Origin of the sequence: Mycobacterium sp., from assembly GCF_002863225.1 — a bacterium.
In the GTDB taxonomy this organism is placed as follows: Bacteria; Actinomycetota; Actinomycetes; order Mycobacteriales; family Mycobacteriaceae; genus Mycobacterium.
On sequence record NZ_PKEK01000005.1, the window covers coordinates 37,730 to 62,300 of the forward strand.

The following is a 24,571-nucleotide window of genomic DNA, read 5'->3' on the forward strand; positions in this document are numbered from 1 at the left end:
ATCGTAAAATCCGCCACGCTGGGCGATTTCAGGCCGCGCTACGGCCTACGTCATCAGGCGAGCGACCAGTCCTCGAGGCCGTCGTACAGTGGAAACGCCCTGGCCAGACGGGTCACCCGGTCACGTAGGGCCGGCACGTCGGCGGCGGTGCCGGCGGCCAGCGCGGTGGCGATGATGTCGGCCACCTCGGTGAACTCGGCGTCGCCGAAGCCGCGGGTGGCCAGCGCCGGCGTGCCGATCCGGAGCCCGGACGTCACCATCGGCGGCCGCGGGTCGTTCGGCACCGCGTTGCGGTTGACGGTGATGCCGGCGTCGTGCAGCAGATCCTCGGCGGCCTGTCCATCCAGCGGTGAATCGCGCAGGTCGACCAGCACCAGGTGGACGTCGGTGCCGCCGCTGACCACCGAGACACCGGCCTTGGCCACGTCGGCTTCCAGTAACCGGTCGGCGATGATCCGGGCGCCGGTCAGCGTTCGCTGCTGACGCTCGACGAACTCCGGGGTGCCGGCGATCTTCAGCGCGACGGCCTTGGCGGCGATCACATGCATCAGCGGCCCGCCCTGCTGACCGGGGAACACCGCGGAGTTGATCGACTTGGCGTATTCCTGCTTGCCCATGATCATTCCGGACCGCGGGCCGCCCAGCGTCTTGTGCACGGTGTTGGACACGATGTCGGAGTCGGGCACCGGCGAGGGATGCAGTCCGGCGGCGACCAGGCCGGCGAAGTGCGCCATGTCCACCCACAACTTGGCGTCGACCTCGTCGGCGATCGATTTGAATGCGGCGAAGTCCAGCACGCGCGGGTACGCCGACCAGCCCGCGACGATCACCTTCGGCCGGAACTCGAGCGCCTGGGCGCGCACTTTGTCCATGTCGATCAGATGCGTGGTGTCGTCCACGCCGTAGAAGGCGTTCTCGTAGAGCTTGCCGGAGAAATTCAGCTTCATCCCGTGCGTCAGGTGTCCGCCGTTGGCCAGGTCGAGGCCCAGCAGCCGCTCCCCCGGCTTCATCAGTGCATGCAGCACCGCGGCGTTGGCCTGTGCCCCGGAATGCGGCTGGACGTTGGCGAAGTCGGCGCCGAACAGCGCCTTGGCGCGGTCGCGGGCGATGTTCTCCACCTCGTCGACGAACTCGCAGCCGCCGTAGTAGCGGCGGCCGGGCAGACCTTCGGCGTATTTGTTGGTCAGCACGCTGCCCTGGGCCTGCAGCACCGCGCGAGGTACGAAGTTCTCCGAGGCGATCATCTCGAGCGTGTCGCGCTGGCGGCCAAGCTCTTTGCCGAGCAGTTCGGCGATGTCGGGGTCGACCTCGGTCAACGGGGCCGACATGATGGAGGAGGCAGTGCGGGCGTCGGGTGCGGCAGTCACGTCCGCCAGTCTAAGCGGGCATCGTCGACGGCACGAACGGCTCGTCGAGCAACCGGCCGAACCGTTCGACAAGGCTCACCTCGGCGGGCCGGTCGTCCAACCAGCCGCGCAGCAACCGGTACCCCTCCACGTAGGTGCTGGTGTACGCGCGCCACAGCGGAGAGGACAGGAAACGCAGCATCTGCCGGGCCCGGGTGTCGTTGACCAGCAGCCAGCGCCGCAGAAACTCCGCGACCTCGTCGGCGTCGCGATGCTCGTCGTGCAGCATCAACGCCGCGTCCTGCCGCACCCCGGCCAGCGCCGCGGACGCCTCCGACACCGCTTCGGCACGGTCGCCGTCGAAACGCAGACCGAGGTCGGCATAGATCTCGGTCGCCCAGCTTCCCCAACCCGGACCGACCGCGGCGTAAAGCGCCAGGTCTGCCAGACCCTCAGCCATCAGGCACTGCGGAGTGTTGACCAGGAAGATGGTCTGCTCGTCCTGACCCCGGCGGCGCACCAGACCGGCCTCTTTGCGGCAGTGCTCGGTGTGGTGTCCGGGGTAGGACTCGTGGGCCACCAGCCGTGGCAGGTTGGACATCAGCTGTTTGAGGTCGGCGTTGACGGCGACGGTCGAGCGGTAGTCACCCAGGTAGTAGTTGAAGCCCGACCACGGTTTGTCGGTCACCACCTGGTAGTCGACGGTTTCGGTGTCCGGCAGCGGATATTCGGCGCGAACCCGGTCGCGCAACGCGCTGGAGAACGCATCGATGGCGGCCGCCAGCCGGTCCGGCGGGATCTCTTCGCCGACGCGGTGCGCCTCCATCCGGTCGGCCAGCGGACCGGTGCCGCCCAGGGCTTCGTCGAGGCGGGCATGCGCCTGCCGGTAGGACTCGGTGTCACCCTTGCCGATGCGGACGTCGAAGTAGGCGTGGACCTCGTCGACGAAGCCGATGTCGGCACCGGCGAACTTCCGCGCCGCGCATTCCAGTGCACGCAGGTGCGCGCCCACATACTCCGCACGTTGGGAGTCGAATCCGTTGCGGCGCGGCACATCTGGCAGCGCCGCGATGAGGCGGGCGGCTTGCCGGGCCAGCTCGGCCGGGTCGGGTGCGGACTCATCGGCCACCGCTCGGCGCAGCGCCGGGTCACCGGTGAAGGCGTCGACGTAGCCCGGCTCGATCCGGTCGAAACGCAAACCGAGGAGCAGGTACTCACGGATCAGCGCGTCAGGGTCCACGCCTGCCGAGTCTATTTGCCCGACTTGTCTTCCGCCGCTTCGCTGCGGCATCGTCGTCGCGCCCGCCGACTGGTCGCAGCTTTCCGGTCGCCCCAACCGACCATCGCAGGCATGAAGCTGCAAGACTGGCTGTCATGCCGCGGGCCAGCGAGCCGAGCCCCTATGTGGAGTTCGATCGAAGTCAATGGCGCGCGCTCCGTATGTCCACGCCGCAGCCGCTGACCGAAGAAGAGATCGTCGGCCTGCGCGGTATCGGCGAACAGGTCAACCTGCGCGAGGTCGAAGAGGTCTACCTGCCACTCGCTCGACTCCTGCACCTACAGGTCGCGGCCCGCCAGGGGTTGTTCTCGGCCACCGCCGAGTTCCTCGGTGAACCGCAGCAGAACCCCGACCGGCCGGTGCCGTTCATCATCGGGGTGGCGGGCAGCGTCGCGGTCGGCAAGTCGACCACGGCTCGCGTGCTGCAGGCGCTGCTGGCCCGCTGGGACCACCACCCGCGCGTCGACCTGGTCACCACTGACGGTTTCCTGTACCCCAACGCCGAGTTGAGCCGCCGAAACCTGATGCACCGCAAGGGTTTTCCAGAAAGCTACGACCGGCGTGCGCTGATGCGGTTCGTGACTTCGGTGAAGTCGGGATCGGACTACGTGTGCGCGCCGGTGTATTCGCACCTGCACTACGACCGGGTGCCGGACGCCAAGCAGGTGGTGCGCCACCCCGACATCCTGATCCTCGAGGGCCTCAACGTACTGCAGACCGGACCGACGCTGATGGTCTCGGATCTCTTCGACTTCTCGCTCTACGTCGACGCGCGGATCGAAGACATCGAGGGTTGGTACATCTCGCGCTTCCTGGCGATGCGCTCGACGGCGTTCGCCAACCCGGCGTCGCATTTCCATCACTACGCGGGGCTGACCGACCAGCAGGCCGACATCGCCGCGCGCGACATCTGGCGATCGATCAACCGGCCCAACCTGATCGAGAACATCCTGCCCACCCGGCCGCGGGCCACCCTGGTGCTGCGCAAAGACGCCGACCATGCCATCAACCGGCTGCGGCTGCGCAAACTGTGAAGCCGCGCCTGATCGCAGCGACCGCGGCGGCCCTGGTGCTCGCTGCGCTCGGTACGCCGGGGTCTGCGTCGGCCACCCGTCAGGTGGACCTGCCGTTCACCGGCCTGAAGAACCCGAACGGCGTCGCCGTCAGCGTGGGCGGCGACGTCTACGTCACCGACGCCGGCCACCGCCGGGTGCTGAAGCTCGCCGCCGGGTCGGGCACCCAGACCGAGCTGCCGTTCACCGGACTGCAGAACCTCACCGGCGTGGCCGTCGACACCGCCGGCAGCGTCTACGTCAGCTATTTCACCGACGGCTACCCCGGCGCCGGAAAAGTGCTGAAGCTGGCGCCCGACGCCACCCAGACCGAGCTGCCGTTCACCGGACTGGTCGACCCGCGGGCCCTGACGGTGGACGGCGCGGGCAACGTCTACGTGGCCGACCGTCGCACCCATCAGGTCGTCGAACTCGCGGTGGGATCGACCAGCCAGACCGTGCTGCCCCTGACCGGAGTGGACATCGTCCAGGGCGTGGCGGTCGACGGAGCCGGGAGTGTCTACGTCGGCGATACCCAGACCCACGGCGACCGGGTGGTGAAGCTCGCCGGTGGAAGTCAGACCGAGCTGCCGTTCACCGGGTTGAACCAGCCGACCGGTGTCGCGTTGGGCAATGACGGCAGCGTCTACGTGGTCGACCACAACAACCGGCGGGTGCTGAGGCTGCCGGCCGGCTCGACCAGCCAGGTCGCCCTGCCGTTGACGGGCCTGTCCTGGCCGGACGGGGTTGCGGTCGATCCCGGCGGCAACGTCTACGTCGCCGATTCGATGAACGGCCGCGTCGTCAAACTGGCCGCGGACTGAGCACGACCGCAAAGGCCGATGCGGGGACGCTCGCCGCAACCTCTGACAGCGGCGCCCCGCACCGGCGGGACGGGAGCTACGCCGTTGGGAGCCGGCGCACTCCGAGGTACTGCAGGTAGCCCATCAGCGCGAAGTAACCGCTGCCGGCCAGGGTGGCGACGACACCGGCCCCGGTCAGCGGCAGCACGCCGGTGGCGAGCACGACGAGCGTCGCCGCACTCAGGACCACGTTGCCGGCGATGACGGCGATCCCGACGCGGCGCAGATCCGGTACTGCGGCAAGCCCGTACACACCGAGGCCGCAGAACACCAGCAACGCGCCCCCGATGAATTCGGCCACCGAACTCAGACCGGTCACCGATGAGATCGAGTCCGCCAGCAAGGCGATGAAGAGGCCGACCGCGCCGCTCAGCGTTGCGTCGAGCCGCATGCCGAAGCGCAACAGGGAGTCGGTCGAGTCGTCGAACGGCCGGGTGGCCAGTGGAGTAACAGCGGTCATGTCGGAACTCCTTGCAGATATGGGGTCGAACACCTCTGAGCTTGCCGACGGGCAGCTGCCAGATCGACACGTGGCACTGCCAGGCACTGCCATTCGCAGGTCAACGGCGTGATCCAGACCACGTATTCCGTGCCTAGCCGGTCTAACCAGATCGCGAGCCGGCATCGCCACCACCGGGCCGAAGGACGACCCGGGGTTCGCTACTCGCTGGGAACCATCGCCCGGCCGCGAAGATCGGCGGCGATCAGCTTCGCGGCGGCGTTCTGCCAGTTGTGCAGGGAGCGTTGCGGCACATCGGTGACGAGCCACTGCCACGCCTGCCGGGCGGTCGGGTCCAGGCCCGCCGCGGTGGCGTTCTGGGCGTAGGCGCGCACCCCGGCGACGTACGGGAAGTACAGCGAGTTGTAGTGGCGCCATTGCTCACTCGTGCCGAAGTCGCCGCTGTCGCGCGGCTTGAGCGCCGCGATCCGGTCGGCCAGCAGCGCCTTGAGTTCGATGGCGCGTTCCAGCGGCTGATCCGGGGCACCGCGGGCGGCCAGTCGCTCGTCGATGGCGGGCAGCGCGGTCAGCGGGTTGGCCACCAGCTTGGACAAGTCGCCGTAGTGGCCCAGCGCCCGACGGGTCAGCCTGGCGAAGGTGTCGTCGTCGAAACCGTCCAGCGGATCCGCCAGCCGCAGCGGCAGGGCGGACTGGGTGCGGCGCAACGTCTCTCGATCGGCCCGCAGCATCGGGGCCCGCGAGAACACCATCCGGTCGAGCAGCCCGGCTAGCGGATCGGCCAGCACCTGGACCGACGCCGCGATCGCCAGGCTGGTGAACAGCAGCACGGTCAGCGCGGTCTGCGCGGCGCTCTGCCCGCGGGTCAACTCGATCGCGACCAGCATCTGGCCGCCGATCAGCGCGACCACCATGCCGGTGCCGGTGAACGAGCGCAGCATGTCGGCCCGTAGCGCCTGACCCTCGTCGAAGGCATCCCACAGCGCCACCGCGACACCCAGGCAGAACACGTCACAGCCCGTCGAGGCCAGCGCCAGCCAACTCGGCACCACGCCCAGCGGGATGATCAGGATTGCGTTGGCCAACGCAAAGAACATCGTCGCGGTGATGATCAGCCCGACGACCGGGATCGTCTGCGTACGACGCACCAGGGCGGCGACCATCGCGTACAGGGTGGACACCGAAATCACCAGGCACATCAGCACATGACCGATCCGCAGCGGACCCGCGACGGTGCCGGCTACCGTCGCTCCCGCCAGGGTCAGGGCCGCGACGACGCCGACTGCGAGCACCTCGACGGAACGCGCCCGGCCGCTGTCCCCCGGACGGGCCATTTCGACGAGGACGGCGAACCAGGCGACCCCCGGCACCGCAACCAGATAGATCTCCACCTGGCCCAGGAGTGCGGAGTGCGTCACCAGCCGGACCGCGTCCAGGGCGACCGCCATCGCGAAACTGCACAGACCGACCGCGGAGAACACCAGGACCGGCTTGCGTGGATTGCGGGCCAGCAGATACAGCCCCAACCACCAACTCAGCGAGAACACGAAAGCTGAGAGCGCAGCCATGCCCTCAGTCTCGCACGTAGTCAGCCGCCGTAGCGGCGGTGTCGCAAGCTGTAATCGCGCAGCGCGCGCAGGAAATCGACCCGGCGGAACGCGGGCCAGTGCGCCTCGGCGAACCACATCTCCGAATAGGCGCTCTGCCACAACAGAAAGCCGGACAGTCGCTGCTCGCCCGACGTCCGGATCACCAGGTCGGGATCGGGCTGCCCGGAGGTGTAGAGATTCTCCGAGATGGCGTCGACGGTCACGGCTTCGACGAGTTCCTCGCCGCTGGCTCCGTCGGCCAGCGCCTTGCCGAGTAACCCGCGCACCGCCTCGGCGATCTCCTGGCGGCCGCCGTAGCCGACCGCGACGTTGACGTGGAAGCTGGCGTTGCCGGTCGCGGCCGTGCCCTCGGTGCCGTTGACGGCGTCGCGCAGCCGGCGCGCCGGTTCTTCGCCGATCAGTTCCAGGTCGCCGACCGTCCGCACGCTCCAGCCGTTGACCGGCGCGCAGATCTCCTCCACGACGTCGGTGATGATCTCGATCAACGCGGCGAGCTCGGCTGGGTCGCGTCGCAGGTTTTCGGTGGAAAGCAGGTACACCGTGGCCATTTCGATGCCGGCATCCTGACACCAGCGCAGCATCTCGGCGATCTTGGCCGCGCCCATCCGGTAGCCGTAGGAGACATCCTCGTAGCCGGCGTCGCGCGCCCAGCGCCGGTTTCCGTCGCACAGCACCGCGATGTGACGCGGCAGCGCCGACTTCGACGCCGCCAGTCCCTGCCGCAGCCGCAGCTCGTAGAGCCGATACAACGGTTCCTTGACGCGCGGCGGGATGATCTCCACAGGGAACCAGATTACTGTGGGCCACAATGCTCATCGGCGATCCTGCCGCAACTCATGGAGGGCGATTGAGCCGCGAGACCGACGTGGCCCCCACGGCTCACGACACGGAAGCTACCCACGGTGTGGGTGACGTCGCCGAGCACATCGCCGAGGGCGTCAAGGACACCGCACAGGCACTGGTCAAGCCCCGGGCGCGGGGCTGGATCCACTTGGTGTCGGCGGTGATCGCGCTGTTCGCCGGCGTCTCACTGATCGCGGTGTCGTGGCCGATGGAAGGCCTCAAGGCGGGTCTGGCGACGTTCATCTACACCGTCGCGGTGGTGGGCATGTTCACCACCAGCGCGGTCTACCACCGGGTCACCTGGACGTCGCCCCGGGCCCGCATGTGGATGAAGCGGCTCGACCACTCGATGATCTTCGTGCTGATCGCGGGTACCTACACGCCGTTCGCGTTGCTGGCGATGCCGCACGACTCCGGAGAGTTGGTGCTGTGGATGGTTTGGGGCGGCGCCCTCGCCGGGGTGCTGCTCAAGCTGTGCTGGCCGGCCGCACCGCGCTGGGTCGGCGTGCCGCTCTACCTTGTCCTCGGCTGGGTCTCGGCGTTCTACATCGCGGTGATCCTGCACAACGCCGGGGTGGCCGCGATGGTGCTGCTGGCCGTCGGCGGGGCCCTGTACAGCATCGGCGGCATCATGTACGCGATGCACTGGCCGGATCCGTGGCCCAGGACATTCGGCTACCACGAGTTCTTCCATGCGTGCACCGCGGTGGCCGCGATCTGCCACTACATCGCGATCTGGTTCGCAGTGTTCAACGTCGACGTGCCGCTGGGGCGCTAGAGCGGAGGCTCGCTAGAGCTGCGTGACGCTCTCCGGCGACCAGTAGGCCTTCATCGCGGCGATCTTGCCTTCGCCGTCGAACACCATCACATCGATCGGCTCGATCAGCATCCGGCTCTCGCCCGCGGTGATGGTGAGCTTGAAGTGGAACGCCGCCTCGTGACCGGCCACCCGCAGTGTGACCAACTCGCAGTGCCGCCGCACCGCCTCCATCGCGGAGTAGAAGCCGTGGATGGCCTGGCGCCCGATGTGCACCTCGCCGCCGACCGGATCCTCGACGGTGGCGTCGTCGGCGTACAACTCGACGAGATCATCCGCGGTGCCGTTGTTGACCAGGCTGATGTAGCGGTTGACGACTTCGGTGATCTGTTCCGCGCGTGGCATAGGTCGAGACGTTACCGGCATCGTCACCGGGCCGCGTTGACCGGCCCGTACTGTCACCGGCTCATCATCCGACCTGAGGCCGGCTTACCGGCTGAGCGCTTTTTGACATTGCTTCCAGAAACTTGTGAACGAGCTGTAGGACCTCTCCGGGACCCGAGGGAACATCCGCGGCATCTCGTCGCCGGTTCCGCGCCAGTGCGAGACCGAAGGATGGCGCATGAAGGCGACGCGGTCGCCGAGCTGCAGATCGTCGAAATCAGCGACGACGATGTGCGCGCCGGGGATTTCCTGCGCACAGCGCACGAGGTACTCCGTCACGTGCGGGGCGACAGGGAACCGTGCGAACCAGCTGGGCTCGAACACGACGAGGCGGTTGGCATTTTCGTGTTCGCGCCAGCTCGCATTCAGCCAGAACGGGTGATATAGCAGCGTCGGCTTGGACGGATCGATCGACGGCCTGCCGCCCGATGCCGGCGGCAGCCAACTCAGCTCGAGGTCGGCGCGTTCACCGAGCCGATCGGGTACGGCCATATCGGCCAGCGTGCCGTAGCCGTGGTCGATGAAAGTTCCGTGTTGCTTGCGCGGCGAATACTTGTTGACGTTCGCCTGGGCGGGCACGTACTTCTTGTGGCTGTTGGTGCCGGCCACCCACTGCCACGACAGCATGTTGCTCGCCGGATCACCGTCAAGCAGGTGGTAGTAAAGCCACCGACTGGGTTGCCACCAGTGCGTACGACCGATGTTGCAGATCAGACCGGCCAACCACATGCGCTCGTGGTTGTGCATGTACCCGGTCGCGTAGAGATTTCGCACGGCGTCGTCGAAGGCCTCGATTCCGGTGTCGGCGTCAAGCACTGCCCGCGGGATGCGACGGGAGCTGACTGGGTGCTGAGGTCGCTTGAGGTCGCTGAAGATGGAATCGCCGAGGAATGTCCATTCCCGCTGCCAATACTCGCGCCAGGCCAACTCGAAGACGAACTTGTACGCCGCACTAGGTGAGTGCCGGGAGAGGATCAGGTCGCGCACCTCGGGCAGCGTGACCAACCCGCGCGTCAGGAAAGGCGAGATCTCCGTTCCACCGTCGGTGAAGTTGCGCTGCCGGGCATAGGTGGCGGCGTCGATGCGCGATATTCGATCGAGAATTTCCGAGCGGGAGGCGGGGAACGGCGACACGCTGCCGAGCTTAGGCAGCTGCTCCGACACGGCTCCGCGGTTAGCGCGGCTCCGCCGGACTCGTGCTGCGGCTGACCGATGGTCCCGTCGTCGACGGCCTGATCCGGCTCGGGATGCTGCGGGTCGAACGACTCCGGCAGCTTGTTCAGGTGCCGGTTCATCGAGCGCACCAGAACCACCGACCGCATCGTCACCGGGCGAGCGCAACCGCCAGCGCTTCGGCGGTGGTGACCGGCAGATCGCAGACCCGGCCGCGGCAGACGTAAGCGGCGTCGGCCCCGGCGACCCGGTCGCGGCCGGCAAGCAACTCCGAGGAATCCGCCGCGCCACCGACAACGATCGCGCCACCGGGGGCCAGCCGGCGGGCATCGGCCAGCAGCGGCGAGCCCGGGCCGGAGCAGGCCACCGCGATCTGCAGCGGCCCGCGAACGGCAGCCTCGGCCACCGCCAGCCAGTGGCCGGCCGAGCGTGGCGCGCGGGCCAGCAGCGGTGAATGTGCTTGCAGCGCATCGGCCGCCGCCCGCCGGTAGCGCTCCTCCCCGCCGATATGGGCCGCGGTCAACAGAGCCTCGGCGATCGACGATGCGCCCGACGGCGTGGCGCCGTCGTACGGGTCGGCGGGCCGCAGCAGCAGTTGCTCGCCGTCGTCGGCGCTGTCGAACCAGCGGCCCGGGTTGTCGGAATCGGCGAAGTGCGTCAAAGCGATATCGAGTAGGTCGGCGGCGGTCGACTGCCAATGAGCTTGGCCGTCAAGCTGATACAGCGCGAGCAGGCCGGTGGCCAGCATCGCGTGGTCGTCGAGGATCGCGGCGCTCTCGCCGACGACACCACCGAGGCTGGCCCGACGCAGCCGTCCGTCCACCAGATGCAGCGCAGTCAACGCCGTCGCGCAATCCGTTGCGGCGTCGGCTAATTCGGGCGCGTCCAGCGCCACGCTGGCCTCGGCCAGCGCGGTGATCGCCAGCCCGTTCCAGCCGGTGACGATCTTGTCGTCGCGGCCCGGCTGCGGCCGGCTCGACCGGGCGGCCAGCAGCGCCGATCGCACCGCCTCGAAGCGGACCGGATCAGCCGCGTCGGCCGGACGCTGCAGGACCGACGCACCGTCTTCGAAGGTGCCGGTCGTCGTCACGGCGAAAACCGAAGCGGCCCAATCCCCGTCGCTGTCACCGAGGGTTTCGGCGAGCTGCTCCGGCGTCCACACGTAGGTCGACCCCTCGCGGCCGTCGGCGTCGGCGTCCAGCGAGGAGATGAACAGCGGGCCGTCGCGCAACTCGTCGAGCAGGAAACGGGCGGTCTCGGCGGCGACGCGACGAGCCAGTGGATCGCCCGTTCGACGGGCCCAGTGCGCGTAGGCGCGCAACAGCAACGCGTTGTCGTAGAGCATCTTTTCGAAATGCGGTACCACCCAGTCATTGTCGACGCTGTAGCGGGCGAACCCGCCGGCCAGTTGGTCGTAGATGCCACCGCGGGCCATTGCGGTTCCGGTCCGCTGAACGGCCGTCAGCGCCTGCGGTGAGCCCGTACGCTCCCAATGCCGCAGCAATGCCTCCAGCAACGCCGACGGCGGGAATTTCGGTGCGCCACCGAATCCGCCGCGGGCGGTGTCCTCGTCGCGCAGCACCCCGGCGACGGCGTGGTCACACAGCGCGGGCTCGACCGGTGGCCCGCCGCGAAACGAGCCCGACATCGACCGCAGCTCGGTCGCGATCTGATCGGACGTCTGCTCGACGTCGGCCCGTCGGTCCCGCCAGGTTGTCGATACCGCCGAAAGTAGTTGCAGGAAAGCAGCTTTGGGGTAGTAGGTGCCGCAGAAGAACGGCCGCCCGTCGGGTGTCAGAAAACAGGTCATCGGCCAACCGCCCTGCCCGGTCAGCGCAACGGTGGCGTTCATGTAGACCGCGTCGATGTCGGGGCGCTCCTCGCGGTCCACCTTCACGCAGACGAAGCCGGCGTTCATCGCGGCGGCTACCTCGGCGTCGTCGAACGATTCGTGGGCCATCACGTGGCACCAGTGGCAGGCGGCATAGCCGATGGAGAGCAGGATCGGCACGTCACGCTCTGCCGCCTCGGCCAGCGCGGCCGGCGACCACTGCTGCCAGTGCACCGGGTTGCCGGCGTGCTGGCGCAGGTAGGGGCTGGCGGCCCCGGCTAGCTCGTTCTGCCCGCTGGTTGCAATTGCCCTGCTCCTCGGCGGCTCAGCGCGGCTCAATGGCGCTGCTCCTCCGCATCGCTGCGCTCTGCATCGTCGTCAGTGCGGCTCAATTGCGCTGCTCCTCCGCATCGCTGCGCTCTGCATCGTCGTCAGCGCGGCTCGTGCGGCGGCTGATCGATGGTCCCGTCGTCGACGGCCTGATCCGGCTCGGGATGCTGCGGGTCGAACGACTCCGGCAGCTTCTTCAGGTGCCGGTTCATCGAGCGCACCAGAAAAACCACCGCGATCAGCAGCAGCACGACGAGCAGCAGGCCGAACGGGCTGGCTTTGCCGAAGTCGGGTCCGCTGTTGCGCGGCCCCTGGTCAGCCAGCAACGCCCACGCGGCCAGATGAAGGTGGGTCACGACTCGTCCTCGATTCCGGCGAACAGGTCTGTCTCCGGCAGCCGCACCGGGACGCGCGAGCGGGCCAGCTCGAACTCTTCGGTCGGCCACAGCTCCTGCTGCCAGGAGATCGGCGCAGCGAAGAAGTCACCGTTCGGATCGATCTGGGTGGCATGCGCCCGCAGTGCGTCGTCGCGCTGCGAGAAGTACGCCGAGCATTCGACGCGTGTCGTCACCCGGTCGGCGTGCACGTCGTGCGCGGGATCCCAGTGCTTGAGCCATTTCTCGAACGGACCGGTCTGCCCGCGCTTGGCGAACTCGTCCTGCAGCCGCTGCATGCGCTGACGCAGGAACCCGTGGTTGTAGTACAGCTTGGCGACCGACCACACCGGGCCGGCGTCCGGAAAGCGGCGGTAATCACCGGCCGCCTCGTAGGCGGCCACCGAAACCTGGTGGCAGCGAATGTGATCGGGGTGCGGGTAGCCGCCGTTTTCGTCGTAGGTGGTCATCACGTGCGGGCGGAACTCGCGCACCACCCGGACCAGCGCCTCGGTGGACACCTCCAGCGGGACCAGCGCGAAGCTGTCCTTCGGCAGCGGCGGCAGCGGATCTCCCTGCGGCAGACCGGAGTCGACGAAACCCAGCCAGGTGTGCTCGACCCCCAGGATCTCGGCGGCCTTGGCCATCTCGTCGCGACGGACGTCCGCGATACGCCCGTGCACCTCCGGCAGGTCCATCGCCGGGTTCAGGATGTCGCCGCGCTCACCGCCGGTCAGGGTCACCACCAATACGCGGTGCCCCTCGTCCGCGTAGCGGGCAAGGGTGGCGGCGCCCTTACTGGACTCGTCGTCCGGGTGGGCGTGTACCGCCATCAACCGCAGTTCGCTCACGTGCTCCCTGACTGTGTGCCGCTGTCTTCTGCGCCTATAGTTCCAGGACCAATAGTTCCATCCCGGATTCCGGGTCCCGAGCCCACTCCTGTGGCCCGGCCCCGGCACCGACCGCCACACATCATGACCGATACCTCCTCATCGACACCGGATACCCGGTACGGCCGCGGTCGTTCGCTGCGCCCGTCACGGCGCCGTGCCTCCCTGCTCGCCATCGTGGTCGCCGCGGTCGGAGTCGTCATCGCCGCCGTCGGCTATCTGCGGCTCGGCCGCAGCGACGTCGAGGGGACGCTGGCCGGCTATCGACTGATCGACAGCCAGACCGTGTCAGTAACGATCAGCGTGACGCGAAAAGACCCGCGCCGCCCGGTCGATTGCATCGTGCGGGTCCGCGCGAAAGACGGCAGCGAAACCGGCCGGCGGGAGGTGCTGGTGGCGCCGTCGCCCCGGGCAACGGTGCAGGTGACGACGGTGCTGAAATCGAGCAAGCCGGCCGTCGTCGGCGACGTCTACGGCTGCGGCACCGATGTGCCCGGTTACCTGCGCGAGCCGTAGTCCAACCGCGGCCCCGGCAAACTCGGCGATGAAGGCCGAACTGCGTAAATGCCCTCGTCCGGCTTCGCCTCGGTGGTAAGCTTGTCCGATGCACGGTTCCGGCTGGGACCGTGTATTGCTGCATTAGCGGCCAGCTGCGCCGCGCAGGGGGTACACCCGATTACGGGGGTCGGCAGTACACGCGGTGCCTCCGCCCGCAGTACGACCGACAGCCTGCAGAGGCGGAATTCCGCCCGATTGACACAACAAGGAGCACGACAAGATGACGGACACCCAGGTGACCTGGTTGACCCAGGAGTCACACGACCGACTGAAGGCCGAGCTCGATCAGTTGATCGCGAACCGTCCGGTCATCGCTGCGGAGATCAACGACCGCCGCGAGGAAGGCGACCTGCGTGAGAACGGCGGCTACCACGCCGCGCGTGAAGAGCAGGGCCAGCAGGAGGCGCGGATTCGTCAGCTGCAGGACCTGCTGAACAACGCCAAGGTCGGCGAGGCTCCGAAGCAGTCGGGCGTCGCACTGCCCGGATCGGTGGTCAAGGTGTACTACGACGGCGACAAGTCGGACACCGAAACCTTCCTGATCGGCACCCGCGAGCAGGCCGTGCACGACGGCAAGCTCGAGGTCTACTCGCCCGCCTCACCGCTGGGCGGCGCGCTGATCGACGCCAAGGTCGGCGAGACGAAGAAGTACACCGTGCCGAACGGCAACACCGTCGAGGTGACGCTGGTCAGCGCGGAGCCCTACCACTCCTGAGGCGGCGCTTTCCTCGGCGAGCGTGCGTTGTCCGACGTTCGCGCGGCGAGTTGCGTCGCAGGATTCACGGTCGGCGCCCCGAAACTCAGCCGAGCGCCTGCTCCAGGTCGGCGATCAGGTCGGCGATGTCCTCGATGCCGACGGACAGCCGCACCAGGTCGTCGGGAACCTCCAACTGCGAACCGGCCGTCGACGCATGCGTCATCGCTCCGGGGTGCTCGATCAGCGACTCCACTCCGCCGAGCGATTCGGCGAGGATGAACACCCGGGTGTCGGCGCACAGCGCCTGGGCCGCAGCACGTCCGCCGCGCATCCGCACCGACACCATGCCGCCGAACCCGTGCATCTGCCGCGCGGCGACCTGGTGACCGGGATGATCCGGCAGACCCGGATACAGCACCGTGTCCACCGACGGGTGCTCGGCTAGGAATTGCGCTACCGCAGCGCCGTTTTCGCTGTGCCGCTGCATCCGCAGCACCAGCGTCTTGAGGCCGCGCAGGGTCAGGTAGGCGTCGAACGGCCCCGGCACCGCGCCGGCGCCGTTCTGCAGAAAGCCGAACGCCGCGTCCAACTCCTCGTCGCTGGTGACCAGCGCACCACCGACCACATCGGAGTGCCCGCCGATGTATTTCGTGGTGGAGTGCAACACGATGTCCGCGCCGAGGGTCAGCGGCTGCTGCAACGCCGGCGAAGCAAAAGTGTTGTCCACCAACACCTTTGCACCGGTGTCGGTGCCGATCTGGGCGATTCCGGCGATATCGGCGATCGACAGCAGCGGGTTGGTGGGCGTCTCGACCCAGATCAGCCGGGTCTGCGGCGTGACCGCTGCCCGCACCGCGTCGAGATCGGACAACGCGACCGGGGTGTGCTGCACGCCCCAGTGCGTGAAGACCTTGTCGATCAACCGGAACGTCCCGCCGTAGGCGTCGTCGGGAATCACCACGTGGTCGCCGGGACGCAGCACCGCGCGCAGCACGCAGTCGCTGGCCGCCATACCGGAGCTGAACGCGCGGCCGAAGGTGCCGTCCTCGACAGCCGCCAGTGCGGTTTCCAGCGCCGCACGCGTCGGGTTGCCGGTGCGGGCGTACTCGAATCCGCCGCGCAGACCGCCGACGCCGTCCTGAGCGAACGTGCTGCTGGCGTAGATCGGGGCGTTGACCGCGCCGGTCGCCGGGTCGGGCCGGTAACCGGCGTGGATGGCCTTGGTGGCCGGGCCCGCTTTTGCGAAGAGTTCGTGATCGCTCATCGACGACCAGCCTAGTGAGCGGTCCCCGCTGCATCGGCCGTCCGGTCGCGCGGCAGGCACACCGTGGCGATCATCTTGTCGGCCAGCGTCTGGCGCTTGGCATCCCAGAGCGGGAACAGGTACCCGACGTAGAAGATGGCCGCATCGACGGCGTGCGCAAACGCGCGCAGCACCGACAAGCCGAACCCGATTGGCTCCCCGGTCTTCTCGCTGACGACGCGGAATCCCAGCACCGACTTACCGATGCTGGATCCGGTGGTGCCCTGCCGGTAGCCGAAGTTCCAGACGAAGTAGCCCACCGCCGCCAGCACCGCTATCCACATCACGGTGAGTCCAAGTGACGACGGCCCGGTCGAGCAGATCTGCTCTACCGACGTCATCGTGAGGTTGGTCAGACACGCACTGTCGACGGAGTTCTCCAGCACCAACCAGCCGACGCCGAGGATCAGCGCCAGCGGCAGGTGGTCGATGACGTAGGCCGCGACCCGGGTCAGCCACGGGGTGAAAGCCTCGCGCGGCAGACCGCGCAGGACGGGTCCGGGCGGCGGGGGCGCGTATCCCCCCGACGACGGCGGCGGCGGGGGCGGGTAGTTGCCTCCCCCTGGTGGCGGCGGAGGCGGCGGGTAACTACCGCCGCCGGACTGCGCGGGCGGGAACGACGACGATGGTTGTTCGGTCATCAGCTACTTTCTTCTGTGTGCACTGCTACTTGCGTACTGCGCCGGTGGACAGGAAGCCCAGCAGGTCGTACCGGGTGATGACGCCGACCGGCTTGCCTTCCTCGACGACCATGACGGCGTCCAGATCTCGCAGTGTCTCGGCCAGCGCGCTGACCTGCTCACCGGCGCCGATGATCGGCAGCGGGGGGCTCATGTGCGACCCGACGGCGTCGGCCAGACTGGCGCGACCCTCGAAGACGGCCGAGAGCAGTTCGCGCTCGGAGACACTGCCGGCCACCTCGCCGGCCATCACCGGCGGTTCGGCTCCGACGACCGGCATCTGCGACACCCCGTACTCGCGCAGGATGCTGATCGCGTCGCGCACGGTTTCCGATGGATGGGTGTGCACCAGATCGGGCAGGTGGCCGGATTTGCCGCGCAACACGTCGCCCACCGTCGGCTCCAGTGAGCCGTCCAGCCTGTTCCGCAGGAATCCGTATGACGACATCCAGGCGTCGTTGAAGATCTTCGACATGTAGCCGCGGCCCCCGTCCGGCAGCAGCACGACCACCAGCGCGTCGGGCCCGGCCTGCTCGGCCACTTTCAGCGCCGCCACGACCGCCATCCCGCACGAGCCGCCGACCAGCAGGGCCTCCTCGCGGGCCAGCCGCCTGGTCATGTTGAACGAATCGGAGTCCGACACCGCGATGATCTCGTCGGCGACGGCGGGGTCGTAGGCCTTCGGCCAGAAGTCCTCGCCGACGCCCTCGACCAGGTACGGCCGTCCGGTGCCGCCGGAATACACCGAGCCCTCAGGATCGGCGCCGATCACGCGCACCTTCCCGCCGGAGGCGTCTTTGAGGTAGCGGCCGGCTCCGGTGATCGTTCCGCCGGTTCCGATCCCGGCGACGAAATGGGTGATCTGGCCGTCGGTGTCGGCCCAGATCTCCGGCCCGGTGGTCTCGTAGTGGCTGGCCGGTCCCTGCGGGTTGGAGTATTGATCAGGCTTCCAGGCGCCGTCGATCTCGTCGACCAGTCGGTCGGAGACGTTGTAGTAGCTGTCCGGGTGCTCGGGTGGAACGGCGGTCGGGCACACCACTACCTCGGCGCCGTAGGCGCGCAGCGCGTTCCGCTTGTCCTCGCTGACCTTGTCGGGGCAGACGAAAACGCAACGGTAGCCCCGCTTCTGGGCGACCAGCGCCAGCCCGACGCCGGTGTTTCCTGATGTCGGCTCGACGATGGTGCCGCCGGGCTTGAGCTCGCCACTGGCCTCGGCGGCGTCGATCATCTTCACCGCGATGCGGTCTTTGCTGCTCAGACCGGGGTTGAGGTATTCCACCTTGGCCACCACCCGGCCCGACCCCGGCGACACGACCGAGTTCAGCTGAACCAACGGAGTGTTACCGATCAGCTCGCTGATGTGTTGCGCGATCCGCATGGGTAGATGGTCTCAGGTGCGGGACGACCTCACCTAACCGGTGGCATCGCGGATGTACTCGCCGATCTGCCGCAGCGAGCGCGTGGCCTCGGGGATGATCGGGGCGCCGAGCTGAAAGTCGTGGATCTGCCCGGGCCAGACCCGCACCTCGGTCGGAACGCCGGCGGCCGCCAGGGCCTGGGCGGCCAGTCGGGCGTCGTTCAGCAGCACCTCAGACCCCGACACGTGGATCAACGTCTGGGGCAGTCCCGGCTCGACATGGTCCAGCGGCTCGTAGAGCTGCTCGGGCCGCCCATCGACCACGTGCTTGCGGGCCGCCTTGGCGACCAGGGTGAGCAGCGCGTCAAATGCCTTGGCGGTGAACATCGCATCGGTCTTGATGTTCGGGTGCGCCTGCTTGGGCTCCTTGGCCAGCTGCAGCAGCGGCGAGATCGCAACCAGAGCGGCCGGCTCCTCGTGAGCCTGCTGGAGGCGCTGCGCCAGGGCGAGGGCCAGGTATCCGCCCGCAGAGTCGCCGGCCACCACGATCTGGTCCGGCGCGAAGCCGCGCAGCCGCAGCCAGCGGTAGGCGTCGTGGCAGTCGTCCAGGGCCTGGCCGACCGAGTGCTTCGGGATGAGCCGGTAGTTGACCACCAGCACCGGGGCGTCGGCGAACTTGGACAGCGCGTTGACGATTCGGCCGTGCGAGTTGACCCCGCAGGTCAGGAAGGCGCCGCCGTGGAGGTACAGCACCACCCGTCGCTTGCCGTCGGCCGGCAGTACGCCCGGCGCGCGCACCAACTGTGCGTTGCAGTGCGGCAGCTCGACGGTGGTTCGCACGGTGCCCGGCCCGGGAAGAAGCGCCCGGCAGGCGAAGTCGAGCACGCCGAACGGGAACGGGACGTGCGGGATGTAGCTGACTACGCCGAGAGCGGGGCGGATCGTCAGCCGGCAGGCCAGCGCGGCCACCATGCCGGGGAGGCTGGGCCCGCTCTCGATGACCTCGACGGGCACACCGTCGTTGAGGGGAAACCTGCGGGCCCGCAACACGTCACGGGCACGAAGTGCGGCCCGGGGCGAACCCGAAACCTTGCTCGGTGCGGTCATGCTCAACACTCCTACGCCGTTGTAGTGCATGTCGACGGGGTGTCCAGGCGGTCAGCCAACCCCGAAGTACTTAGCTTGACACTTTAAATAGTTTCAACAATCAAAGAGTCTGATTCGATATCAACATTGATCCGGCCCGTGATGGCGCAAGAGCAGGGCTGCCGGACGGCCGGCTCGCGGGCACCTAAACTGGTCGGCGTGGTACGACGCGCACCGCGGGGTTCGATGGTCGCGCTGGCCGCAGCGGGCGCGCTGGCATCGACCGGCACCGCCTATGTGGGGGCGCGAAACCTGCTGATCGGGCAGGCCGCGAAGGCGCGCACCCTGATCCCGAAATCGTGGGACGTTCCTCCCCGCGCCGACGGCGTCTACACCGCGGGCGGCGGTCCGGTGCAGCGCTGGCAACGCGGCATGGACTTCGATCTGCACCTGATGATCTTCGGCGACTCGACCGCCACCGGTTACGGCTGCCGCACCGCCGAAGAGGTGCCCGGCGTGCTGATTGCCCGCGGGCTGGCCGAGCAGAGCGGCAAGCGGATCCGGTTGAGCACCAAGGCGATTGTGGGCGCCACGTCCAAGGGCCTGTCCGGACAGGTCGACGCGATGTTCGTGGCCGGCCCGCCGCCGGACGCCGCGGTGATCCTGATCGGCGCCAACGACGTCACCCGCTTGAACGGCATCGGCGCCTCCGCCCGGCGCCTCGGCGCAGCGGTGCGACGGCTGCGTGCCAGCGGCGCCGAGGTCGTCGTGGCGACCTGCCCCGATTTCGGTGTGGTCAAAGCGATTCCACAGCCGCTGCGCTGGACCGTGCGCACCCTCGGGCTGCGACTGGCCCGCGCGCAATCCGGCGCGGTGCGCTCGGCCGGGGGCGTTCCGGTGCCGCTGGCCTCGCTGGTCAATGACGAGTTCCGGCATTCGCCGCATTTGATGCTGTCCGACGACCAGTTCCACCCGTCGGCCGCCGGGTACGCGCTGGCCGCCAGCCAGCTGCTGCCCGCGTTGTGCCACGCGCTCGGCGACTTTGCCGGCCAGCCGGTGCCCGCCTTGCCGTCGTCGACAGCCACCGAAGCCGGGCCGGGTTACTCGATGCTGCGGTTGTTCTCCCGGCTGTGGCGGCGGCCCACCACCGGAGTGCCGGCGCCGATAGTGGCGACCACCTCCGGCTAGCCCGTTAACGGTTCGCCGTCGCTCAGCGCTAGATTCGGGACCAGACCACACCCCGAAATGGAGCCGTCATGCCGGAAGCCGTCATTGTTTCAACTGCCCGCTCGCCGATCGGGCGCGCGATGAAGGGGTCGCTGGTCAACGTGCGGCCCGACGACCTGGCCGCGCAGATGGTGCGCGCCGCGCTGGACAAGGTGCCGGGCCTGAACCCGCACCAGATCGACGACCTGATCCTGGGTTGCGGTCAGCCCGCCGGCGAGGCCGGCTACAACCTGGCCCGCGCGGTCGCCGTCGAGCTCGGCTACGACTTCCTGCCCGGCACCACGGTCAACCGCTACTGCTCGTCGTCACTGCAGACCACCCGGATGGCGTTCCACGCGATCAAGGCCGGCGAGGGTGACGCGTTCATCTCGGCGGGCGTCGAGACCGTCTCGCGGTTCGTCAAGGGCAGCGCCGACTCGTGGCCGGACACCAAGAACGCGCTGTTCGACGAGGCCCAGGAACGTTCGGTCGCCGCATCAGCCGGCGCCGACGAGTGGCACGACCCGCGCACCGACGGCAACATCCCGGACGTCTACATCGCGATGGGCCAGACCGCCGAGAACGTCGCTCTGCTGACCGGCGTCAGCCGCGAAGACCAGGACCACTGGGGCGTGCGCAGCCAGAACCGCGCCGAGGAAGCCATCAAGAGCGGGTTCTTCGAGCGGGAGATCGTCCCGGTCACGCTGCCCGACGGCACCACCGTCAGCACCGATGACGGGCCGCGCGCCGGCACCACCTACGAGAAGATCAGCCAGCTCAAGCCGGTCTTCCGGCCCAACGGCACGGTCACCGCGGGCAACGCCTGCCCGCTGAACGACGGCGCCGCGGCGGTGGTGATCACCAGCGACACCAAGGCCAAGGAACTCGGCCTGACGCCGCTGGCCCGCATTGTGGCCACCGGGGTCAGCGGCCTCTCGCCGGAGATCATGGGCTTGGGTCCGATCGAGGCGAGCAAGCAGGCCCTGCAGCGCGCCGGCCTGTCGGTCAAGGACATCGACCTGTTCGAGATCAACGAGGCCTTCGCCGTGCAGGTGCTCGGCTCGGCCCGCGAGCTGGGCATCGACGAGGACAAGCTGAACGTGTCCGGCGGCGCGATCGCCCTGGGCCACCCGTTCGGGATGACCGGCGCCCGGATCACCACCACGCTGCTGAACAACCTGCAGACCTACGACAAGACGTTCGGTCTGGAGACCATGTGTGTCGGCGGCGGTCAGGGCATGGCGTTGATCATCGAGCGGCTCAACTGAGTCCGCTGTTGACTCTGCGTCCACGGCGCCGAAGTGCGAGTCACCTCCGCCGCGGGCGCAGAGTCAACGCTTCCCACGCCCGCTGAACACGGCGAACGACGTCTTGGGCGCGGTGTCGCGATACCACTCTCACGATGGTCCAGCCGATCTCGGCCAAGTACTCCTGTCGCGCCACGTCGTAGGCGTACTGGGCCGGATCAGTCCAATGCTGTCCGCCGTCGTACTCGACGGCCAGCATCTCCTCCTCCCAACCCATGTCGAGGAAATAGCGGCAGTACCCGTCCGCTCCGAGAATCGGGATCTGTGTTCGCGGCCGCGGAAAACCAGCGTTGAGCAACACCAGCCGCAGCCAGGTTTCCCTCGGTGACTGGGCTCCGCCGTCGACTAGGTCGAGTGCGGCTTCGAGCTGACGGAGGCCGCGCGTATGACCATGATTGCCGGCCAGTTCCAGGACATCGCGCACTTTGAAATCGGTTGCCGCCGCGAGGGCGTCGAGCCCGACCACAGCCCGCTGCAGCGATGCGCGCCGACCGATATCGAACGCGGTGCGTTCCGGTGTCGTCACCCAGAAGGGCTCGCAGCGCTGTGTCTCACCGTCTAGCAGCAGATCGTTACGCGTGACGACACCCTGCGGTGCTCTCGCGTTGCGCCATACCAGTTCGATCGCCACATCGTCATCGACCCACCGACTTCCGTGCGTGGCCGCCGCGGCTGCACCGGCGATCACCGCCTCGCGCCCAGACCACAGCCAGGCCGCGACCGTGCGCCGACTCAGAGTGAGCTCGGCGCGCTTGTCGATGTAGACGTTCGGCATGATCGCGCGGTAAAAGCGGCGCAGCTCGTATCTGGTGAGCACCTCGGCGTCAAGCGCCTCGCTACCGACGAATGGCTCAGGACACGGCTTCATGCGCGGATGGTGGCAGCGCCCACCGACATCGCCATTGACTCTGCGTCCATGGCACCGAACTGCGGGTCACCTTCGCCGCTGGCGCAGAGTCAACTGAGTTTTCGACGCCATCAAAAAGGCCGGCACGCAATGCGTGCCGGCCTTTCTGATGTCTACAGCTAATCGTTCTGCAGGTAGCTGAGCAGCCGCAGGATCTCGATGTAGAGCCAGACCAGGGTGACGGTCAGGCCCAGTGCGATACCCCACGCGGCCTTCTCCGGCGCCCCGGCGCGGATCATCTGGTCGGCGGCGTCGAAGTCGATCAGGAAGCTGAACGCCGCGAGGCCGATGCAGACCAGCGAGAAGATGATCGCCAGCGGACCGCCGCTGCGCAGACCCAGGCCTTCGCCGTGGCCGACGCCGAACATGCCCAGCAGCAGGTTGCCCAGCATCATGGCCAGCACACCGAACATGGCGGCCACCATCATGCGGGTGAACTTCGGCGTCACCCGGATGGCACCGGTCTTGTAGACCACGAGCATTCCGACGAACACACCGAGCGTGCCCAGGATGGCCTGGCCGATCATGGCCCCGGCGCTGGTGCTCGACACCGAGAAGTTGGCCAGCAGGAACGAGATGGCTCCGAGGAACAGACCCTCCAGCGCCGCATAGGTCAGCACGATCCCCGGGTTGTCCTGCTTGCGGGCGAACGTCGCGATCATCACCATCGCCAGGCCGCCGAACGCGCCGACGAAGGTGAATGGGGTGGCCAGGGCCTGGTTGGCCTGGACCATGAAGTACGAGACGACCGCGACGGCCGACAGCACTGCCAGGGTGATCCCGGTCTTGGTGACGACGTCATCGATGGTCAGCGGGCGCGAAACACCGGACCGCTGGTCGGCGTACGGAGCATATGGGTCAGCCTGATGAACTGACTGGGTCGCGGCGCCCGCGACGCCGCTCCCGAACTGCGCGTATCCGCCACGCTGCTTGGGCAGCGAGCGAAATACCGGGTTACTGGTCTCCCGCACCGTCGGATCCTCTCGTGAGCTGTGGATTGAGAACTGCGCGAACAACTGATCAACGAACGGTAGTCCAGCGGTGTTCCCTGCGGGCCTACTCCAGATAAACCTTACCCGCGGGCATCCCCACCGCGGTAACGATCTAGATTGCCAGTCAGGCCCCGACCAGCACTCGACCAGGAATTCAAAGAATATTCACTGAGGGAGACTGCGCGCGTGACGGACGAATCCGACGACATTTTGCGCCGTGTCGACAACGGCATCGGCTTTCTGACGCTCAACCGCCCCAAGGCGATCAACTCGCTGAACCAGAACATGGTGGACGGGCTGGGCGCGGCCCTGACGCAGTGGCAACAGGACCCCGACGTCAGCGCCGTGGTGCTCGCCGGGGCCGGTGAACGCGGGCTGTGCGCCGGCGGTGACGTGGTGGCGATCTATCACAGCGCGCGCGCCGACGGTGCCGAGGCGCGGAAGTTCTGGCACGACGAGTATCTGGTGAACGCACAGATCGGCAGCTTCCCGAAGACCTACGTGTCGCTGATGGACGGGATCGTGATGGGTGGCGGCGTCGGCGTCGGCGCGCATGCCAACACCCGGGTGGTGACGGACACGTCGAAGGTGGCCATGCCCGAGGTCGGCATCGGCTTCATCCCCGACGTCGGCGGGGCGTATCTGCTTTCCCGCGCCCCCGGGTCGCTGGGGCTGCACGCCGCCCTGACCGGCGCTCCGTTCTCCGGTGCCGACGCCATCGCCCTGGGTTTCGCCGACCACTTCGTGCCGCACGACAAACTCGACGCGTTGACCCAGTCCATCGCCGACGACGGCGTCGAGCAGGCGATCGCCACCCACGCCATCGAGCCGCCACCCAGTAACCTTGTTGCACAACGCGACTGGATCGACGAATGCTTCGCCGGCGACACTGTGGCCGACATCGTCGCAGCGTTGCGCAGCCACAGTGCCGCCGCGGCCAACGAAGCCGCTGACCTGATCGCCTCCCGCTCCCCCATCGCGTTGTCGGTGACGCTGGAGGCGGTCCAGCGCGCGAGAAAGCTCGACACGCTGGAAGACGTTCTCGCCCAGGACTATCGGGTGTCTTCGGCGTCGCTGCGTTCGCACGACCTGGTCGAGGGCATCCGCGCCCAACTGGTCGACAAGGACCGCAACCCGAAATGGTCGCCGGCCTCGCTGGCGGACGTGACCACGGCGGACGTGGAGGCCTACTTCGCACCCGTCGACGACGAACTGAAGTTCTAGAAAGG

24 protein-coding genes are annotated in these 24,571 nt (G+C 68.0%); 8 read left to right on the forward strand and 16 right to left on the reverse strand.

Annotated features, from left to right (window positions below; all coding sequences use genetic code 11):
* Positions 1-53: 53 nt before the first annotated feature.
* Both glyA and CYU59_RS00575 read right to left on the reverse strand, forming a co-directional pair.
* Positions 54-1,328 carry a serine hydroxymethyltransferase gene (gene glyA / locus CYU59_RS00570; RefSeq protein WP_292974813.1) on the reverse strand — a complete coding sequence of 425 codons (1,275 nt, stop codon included), beginning with the start codon at positions 1,326-1,328 and terminating at the stop codon, positions 54-56.
* Between the two features lie 49 nt (positions 1,329-1,377).
* Positions 1,378-2,586 (reverse strand): DUF885 domain-containing protein, encoded by a 1,209-nt coding sequence (locus CYU59_RS00575; protein WP_292974774.1) that lies wholly within the window; start codon positions 2,584-2,586, stop codon positions 1,378-1,380.
* A 134-nt stretch (positions 2,587-2,720) separates the two neighbouring features.
* Here CYU59_RS00575 and coaA point away from each other — a divergent pair, with 134 nt between their 5' ends.
* Positions 2,721-3,659, forward strand: a complete 939-nt coding sequence (gene coaA / locus CYU59_RS00580; RefSeq protein ID WP_292974775.1) for a type I pantothenate kinase — start codon at positions 2,721-2,723, stop codon at positions 3,657-3,659.
* Complete coding sequence (locus CYU59_RS00585; RefSeq protein WP_292974776.1) at positions 3,656-4,501, forward strand: NHL repeat-containing protein; 846 nt, start codon at positions 3,656-3,658, stop codon at positions 4,499-4,501. The genes coaA and CYU59_RS00585 overlap by 4 nt, the downstream gene beginning before the upstream one ends.
* A 76-nt stretch (positions 4,502-4,577) precedes the next feature.
* On the opposite strand, the gene CYU59_RS00590 is transcribed toward CYU59_RS00585, so the two are convergent.
* The 3 genes from CYU59_RS00590 to CYU59_RS00600 all read right to left on the reverse strand — a co-directional run bounded on the left by CYU59_RS00590 (position 4,578) and on the right by CYU59_RS00600 (position 7,389).
* Positions 4,578-5,000, reverse strand: a complete 423-nt coding sequence (locus CYU59_RS00590) for a hypothetical protein (protein ID WP_292974777.1) — start codon at positions 4,998-5,000, stop codon at positions 4,578-4,580.
* Positions 5,001-5,200: 200 nt separating this feature from the next.
* Complete coding sequence (locus CYU59_RS00595) at positions 5,201-6,565, reverse strand: hypothetical protein (RefSeq protein WP_292974778.1); 1,365 nt, start codon at positions 6,563-6,565, stop codon at positions 5,201-5,203.
* Positions 6,566-6,585: 20 nt separating this feature from the next.
* Complete coding sequence (locus tag CYU59_RS00600; RefSeq protein ID WP_292974779.1) at positions 6,586-7,389, reverse strand: (2Z,6E)-farnesyl diphosphate synthase; 804 nt, start codon at positions 7,387-7,389, stop codon at positions 6,586-6,588.
* A gap of 122 nt (positions 7,390-7,511) precedes the next feature.
* Between CYU59_RS00600 and CYU59_RS00605 the strand changes: the two genes are divergently transcribed.
* Entirely contained in the window at positions 7,512-8,228 is a 717-nt protein-coding gene (locus tag CYU59_RS00605; protein ID WP_292974814.1) for a hemolysin III family protein, read from the forward strand.
* 12 nt (positions 8,229-8,240) lie between these two features.
* Here CYU59_RS00605 and CYU59_RS00610 read toward each other — a convergent pair whose 3' ends face one another.
* The 5 genes from CYU59_RS00610 to mca all read right to left on the reverse strand — a co-directional run bounded on the left by CYU59_RS00610 (position 8,241) and on the right by mca (position 13,210).
* Complete coding sequence (locus CYU59_RS00610) at positions 8,241-8,612, reverse strand: nuclear transport factor 2 family protein (protein WP_292974780.1); 372 nt, start codon at positions 8,610-8,612, stop codon at positions 8,241-8,243.
* Between the two features lie 84 nt (positions 8,613-8,696).
* Positions 8,697-9,785 (reverse strand): FAD-binding domain-containing protein, encoded by a 1,089-nt coding sequence (locus tag CYU59_RS00615; protein WP_292974781.1) that lies wholly within the window; start codon positions 9,783-9,785, stop codon positions 8,697-8,699.
* 190 nt (positions 9,786-9,975) lie between these two features.
* Positions 9,976-11,961 carry a thioredoxin domain-containing protein gene (locus tag CYU59_RS00620; protein ID WP_292974815.1) on the reverse strand — a complete coding sequence of 662 codons (1,986 nt, stop codon included), beginning with the start codon at positions 11,959-11,961 and terminating at the stop codon, positions 9,976-9,978.
* 125 nt (positions 11,962-12,086) lie between these two features.
* Positions 12,087-12,341 (reverse strand): hypothetical protein, encoded by a 255-nt coding sequence (locus tag CYU59_RS00625; RefSeq protein ID WP_292974782.1) that lies wholly within the window; start codon positions 12,339-12,341, stop codon positions 12,087-12,089.
* Complete coding sequence (mca, locus tag CYU59_RS00630; protein WP_292974783.1) at positions 12,338-13,210, reverse strand: mycothiol conjugate amidase Mca; 873 nt, start codon at positions 13,208-13,210, stop codon at positions 12,338-12,340. Before mca ends, CYU59_RS00625 begins: the two co-directional genes overlap by 4 nt.
* A 123-nt stretch (positions 13,211-13,333) precedes the next feature.
* Here mca and CYU59_RS00635 point away from each other — a divergent pair, with 123 nt between their 5' ends.
* Together CYU59_RS00635 and greA are read left to right on the forward strand one after the other, a co-directional pair.
* On the forward strand, positions 13,334-13,765 hold the full coding sequence (locus tag CYU59_RS00635) for a DUF4307 domain-containing protein (protein ID WP_292974784.1): 432 nt from the start codon (positions 13,334-13,336) through the stop codon (positions 13,763-13,765).
* Between the two features lie 262 nt (positions 13,766-14,027).
* Positions 14,028-14,522 carry a transcription elongation factor GreA gene (gene greA / locus CYU59_RS00640; protein WP_292974785.1) on the forward strand — a complete coding sequence of 165 codons (495 nt, stop codon included), beginning with the start codon at positions 14,028-14,030 and terminating at the stop codon, positions 14,520-14,522.
* A gap of 85 nt (positions 14,523-14,607) precedes the next feature.
* Here the strand turns inward: greA and CYU59_RS00645 are convergent, their stop codons facing one another.
* The 4 genes from CYU59_RS00645 to CYU59_RS00660 are packed head-to-tail and all read right to left on the reverse strand — an operon-like array spanning position 14,608 to position 18,951.
* Positions 14,608-15,768 carry a cystathionine gamma-synthase gene (locus tag CYU59_RS00645; protein WP_292974786.1) on the reverse strand — a complete coding sequence of 387 codons (1,161 nt, stop codon included), beginning with the start codon at positions 15,766-15,768 and terminating at the stop codon, positions 14,608-14,610.
* 11 nt (positions 15,769-15,779) lie between these two features.
* Positions 15,780-16,448, reverse strand: coding sequence for an RDD family protein (locus CYU59_RS00650; protein ID WP_292974787.1), 669 nt, complete (start codon positions 16,446-16,448; stop codon positions 15,780-15,782).
* A 25-nt stretch (positions 16,449-16,473) separates the two neighbouring features.
* The gene (locus CYU59_RS00655) at positions 16,474-17,865 is read right to left on the reverse strand and encodes a cystathionine beta-synthase (protein ID WP_292974788.1); all 1,392 of its coding nucleotides are present in this window, start codon (positions 17,863-17,865) and stop codon (positions 16,474-16,476) included.
* A 33-nt stretch (positions 17,866-17,898) separates the two neighbouring features.
* Complete coding sequence (locus CYU59_RS00660) at positions 17,899-18,951, reverse strand: alpha/beta hydrolase (protein WP_292974789.1); 1,053 nt, start codon at positions 18,949-18,951, stop codon at positions 17,899-17,901.
* Positions 18,952-19,176: 225 nt separating this feature from the next.
* Between CYU59_RS00660 and CYU59_RS00665 the strand changes: the two genes are divergently transcribed.
* Positions 19,177-20,118: an SGNH/GDSL hydrolase family protein gene (locus tag CYU59_RS00665; RefSeq protein WP_292974816.1), complete on the forward strand. Its 942-nt coding sequence runs from the start codon at positions 19,177-19,179 to the stop codon at positions 20,116-20,118.
* 68 nt (positions 20,119-20,186) lie between these two features.
* The gene (locus CYU59_RS00670) at positions 20,187-21,404 is read left to right on the forward strand and encodes an acetyl-CoA C-acetyltransferase (protein ID WP_292974790.1); all 1,218 of its coding nucleotides are present in this window, start codon (positions 20,187-20,189) and stop codon (positions 21,402-21,404) included.
* A 40-nt stretch (positions 21,405-21,444) separates the two neighbouring features.
* On the opposite strand, the gene CYU59_RS00675 is transcribed toward CYU59_RS00670, so the two are convergent.
* Both CYU59_RS00675 and CYU59_RS00680 read right to left on the reverse strand, forming a co-directional pair.
* A complete protein-coding gene (locus tag CYU59_RS00675; protein ID WP_292974791.1) occupies positions 21,445-22,311 on the reverse strand; it encodes a DUF559 domain-containing protein in 867 nt (288 codons plus the stop codon).
* 158 nt (positions 22,312-22,469) lie between these two features.
* Positions 22,470-23,321, reverse strand: a complete 852-nt coding sequence (locus CYU59_RS00680) for a Bax inhibitor-1/YccA family protein (protein ID WP_292974792.1) — start codon at positions 23,319-23,321, stop codon at positions 22,470-22,472.
* Positions 23,322-23,528: 207 nt separating this feature from the next.
* Here CYU59_RS00680 and CYU59_RS00685 point away from each other — a divergent pair, with 207 nt between their 5' ends.
* Positions 23,529-24,566, forward strand: a complete 1,038-nt coding sequence (locus tag CYU59_RS00685; protein WP_292974793.1) for an enoyl-CoA hydratase/isomerase family protein — start codon at positions 23,529-23,531, stop codon at positions 24,564-24,566.
* Positions 24,567-24,571 lie beyond the last annotated feature (5 nt).

Coding starts and splice junctions, on each gene's coding strand:
- glyA (WP_292974813.1), bottom strand. CDS start 1,328: ATGTCGGCCCCGTTGACCGAGGTCGACCCCGACATCGCCGAACTGCTC.
- coaA (WP_292974775.1), top strand. CDS start 2,721: ATGCCGCGGGCCAGCGAGCCGAGCCCCTATGTGGAGTTCGATCGAAGT.
- CYU59_RS00590 (WP_292974777.1), bottom strand. CDS start 5,000: ATGACCGCTGTTACTCCACTGGCCACCCGGCCGTTCGACGACTCGACC.
- CYU59_RS00595 (WP_292974778.1), bottom strand. CDS start 6,565: ATGGCTGCGCTCTCAGCTTTCGTGTTCTCGCTGAGTTGGTGGTTGGGG.
- CYU59_RS00610 (WP_292974780.1), bottom strand. CDS start 8,612: ATGCCACGCGCGGAACAGATCACCGAAGTCGTCAACCGCTACATCAGC.
- CYU59_RS00635 (WP_292974784.1), top strand. CDS start 13,334: ATGACCGATACCTCCTCATCGACACCGGATACCCGGTACGGCCGCGGT.
- greA (WP_292974785.1), top strand. CDS start 14,028: ATGACGGACACCCAGGTGACCTGGTTGACCCAGGAGTCACACGACCGA.
- CYU59_RS00645 (WP_292974786.1), bottom strand. CDS start 15,768: ATGAGCGATCACGAACTCTTCGCAAAAGCGGGCCCGGCCACCAAGGCC.
- CYU59_RS00650 (WP_292974787.1), bottom strand. CDS start 16,448: ATGACCGAACAACCATCGTCGTCGTTCCCGCCCGCGCAGTCCGGCGGC.
- CYU59_RS00655 (WP_292974788.1), bottom strand. CDS start 17,865: ATGCGGATCGCGCAACACATCAGCGAGCTGATCGGTAACACTCCGTTG.
- CYU59_RS00660 (WP_292974789.1), bottom strand. CDS start 18,951: ATGACCGCACCGAGCAAGGTTTCGGGTTCGCCCCGGGCCGCACTTCGT.
- CYU59_RS00665 (WP_292974816.1), top strand. CDS start 19,177: ATGGTCGCGCTGGCCGCAGCGGGCGCGCTGGCATCGACCGGCACCGCC.
- CYU59_RS00670 (WP_292974790.1), top strand. CDS start 20,187: ATGCCGGAAGCCGTCATTGTTTCAACTGCCCGCTCGCCGATCGGGCGC.
- CYU59_RS00675 (WP_292974791.1), bottom strand. CDS start 22,311: ATGAAGCCGTGTCCTGAGCCATTCGTCGGTAGCGAGGCGCTTGACGCC.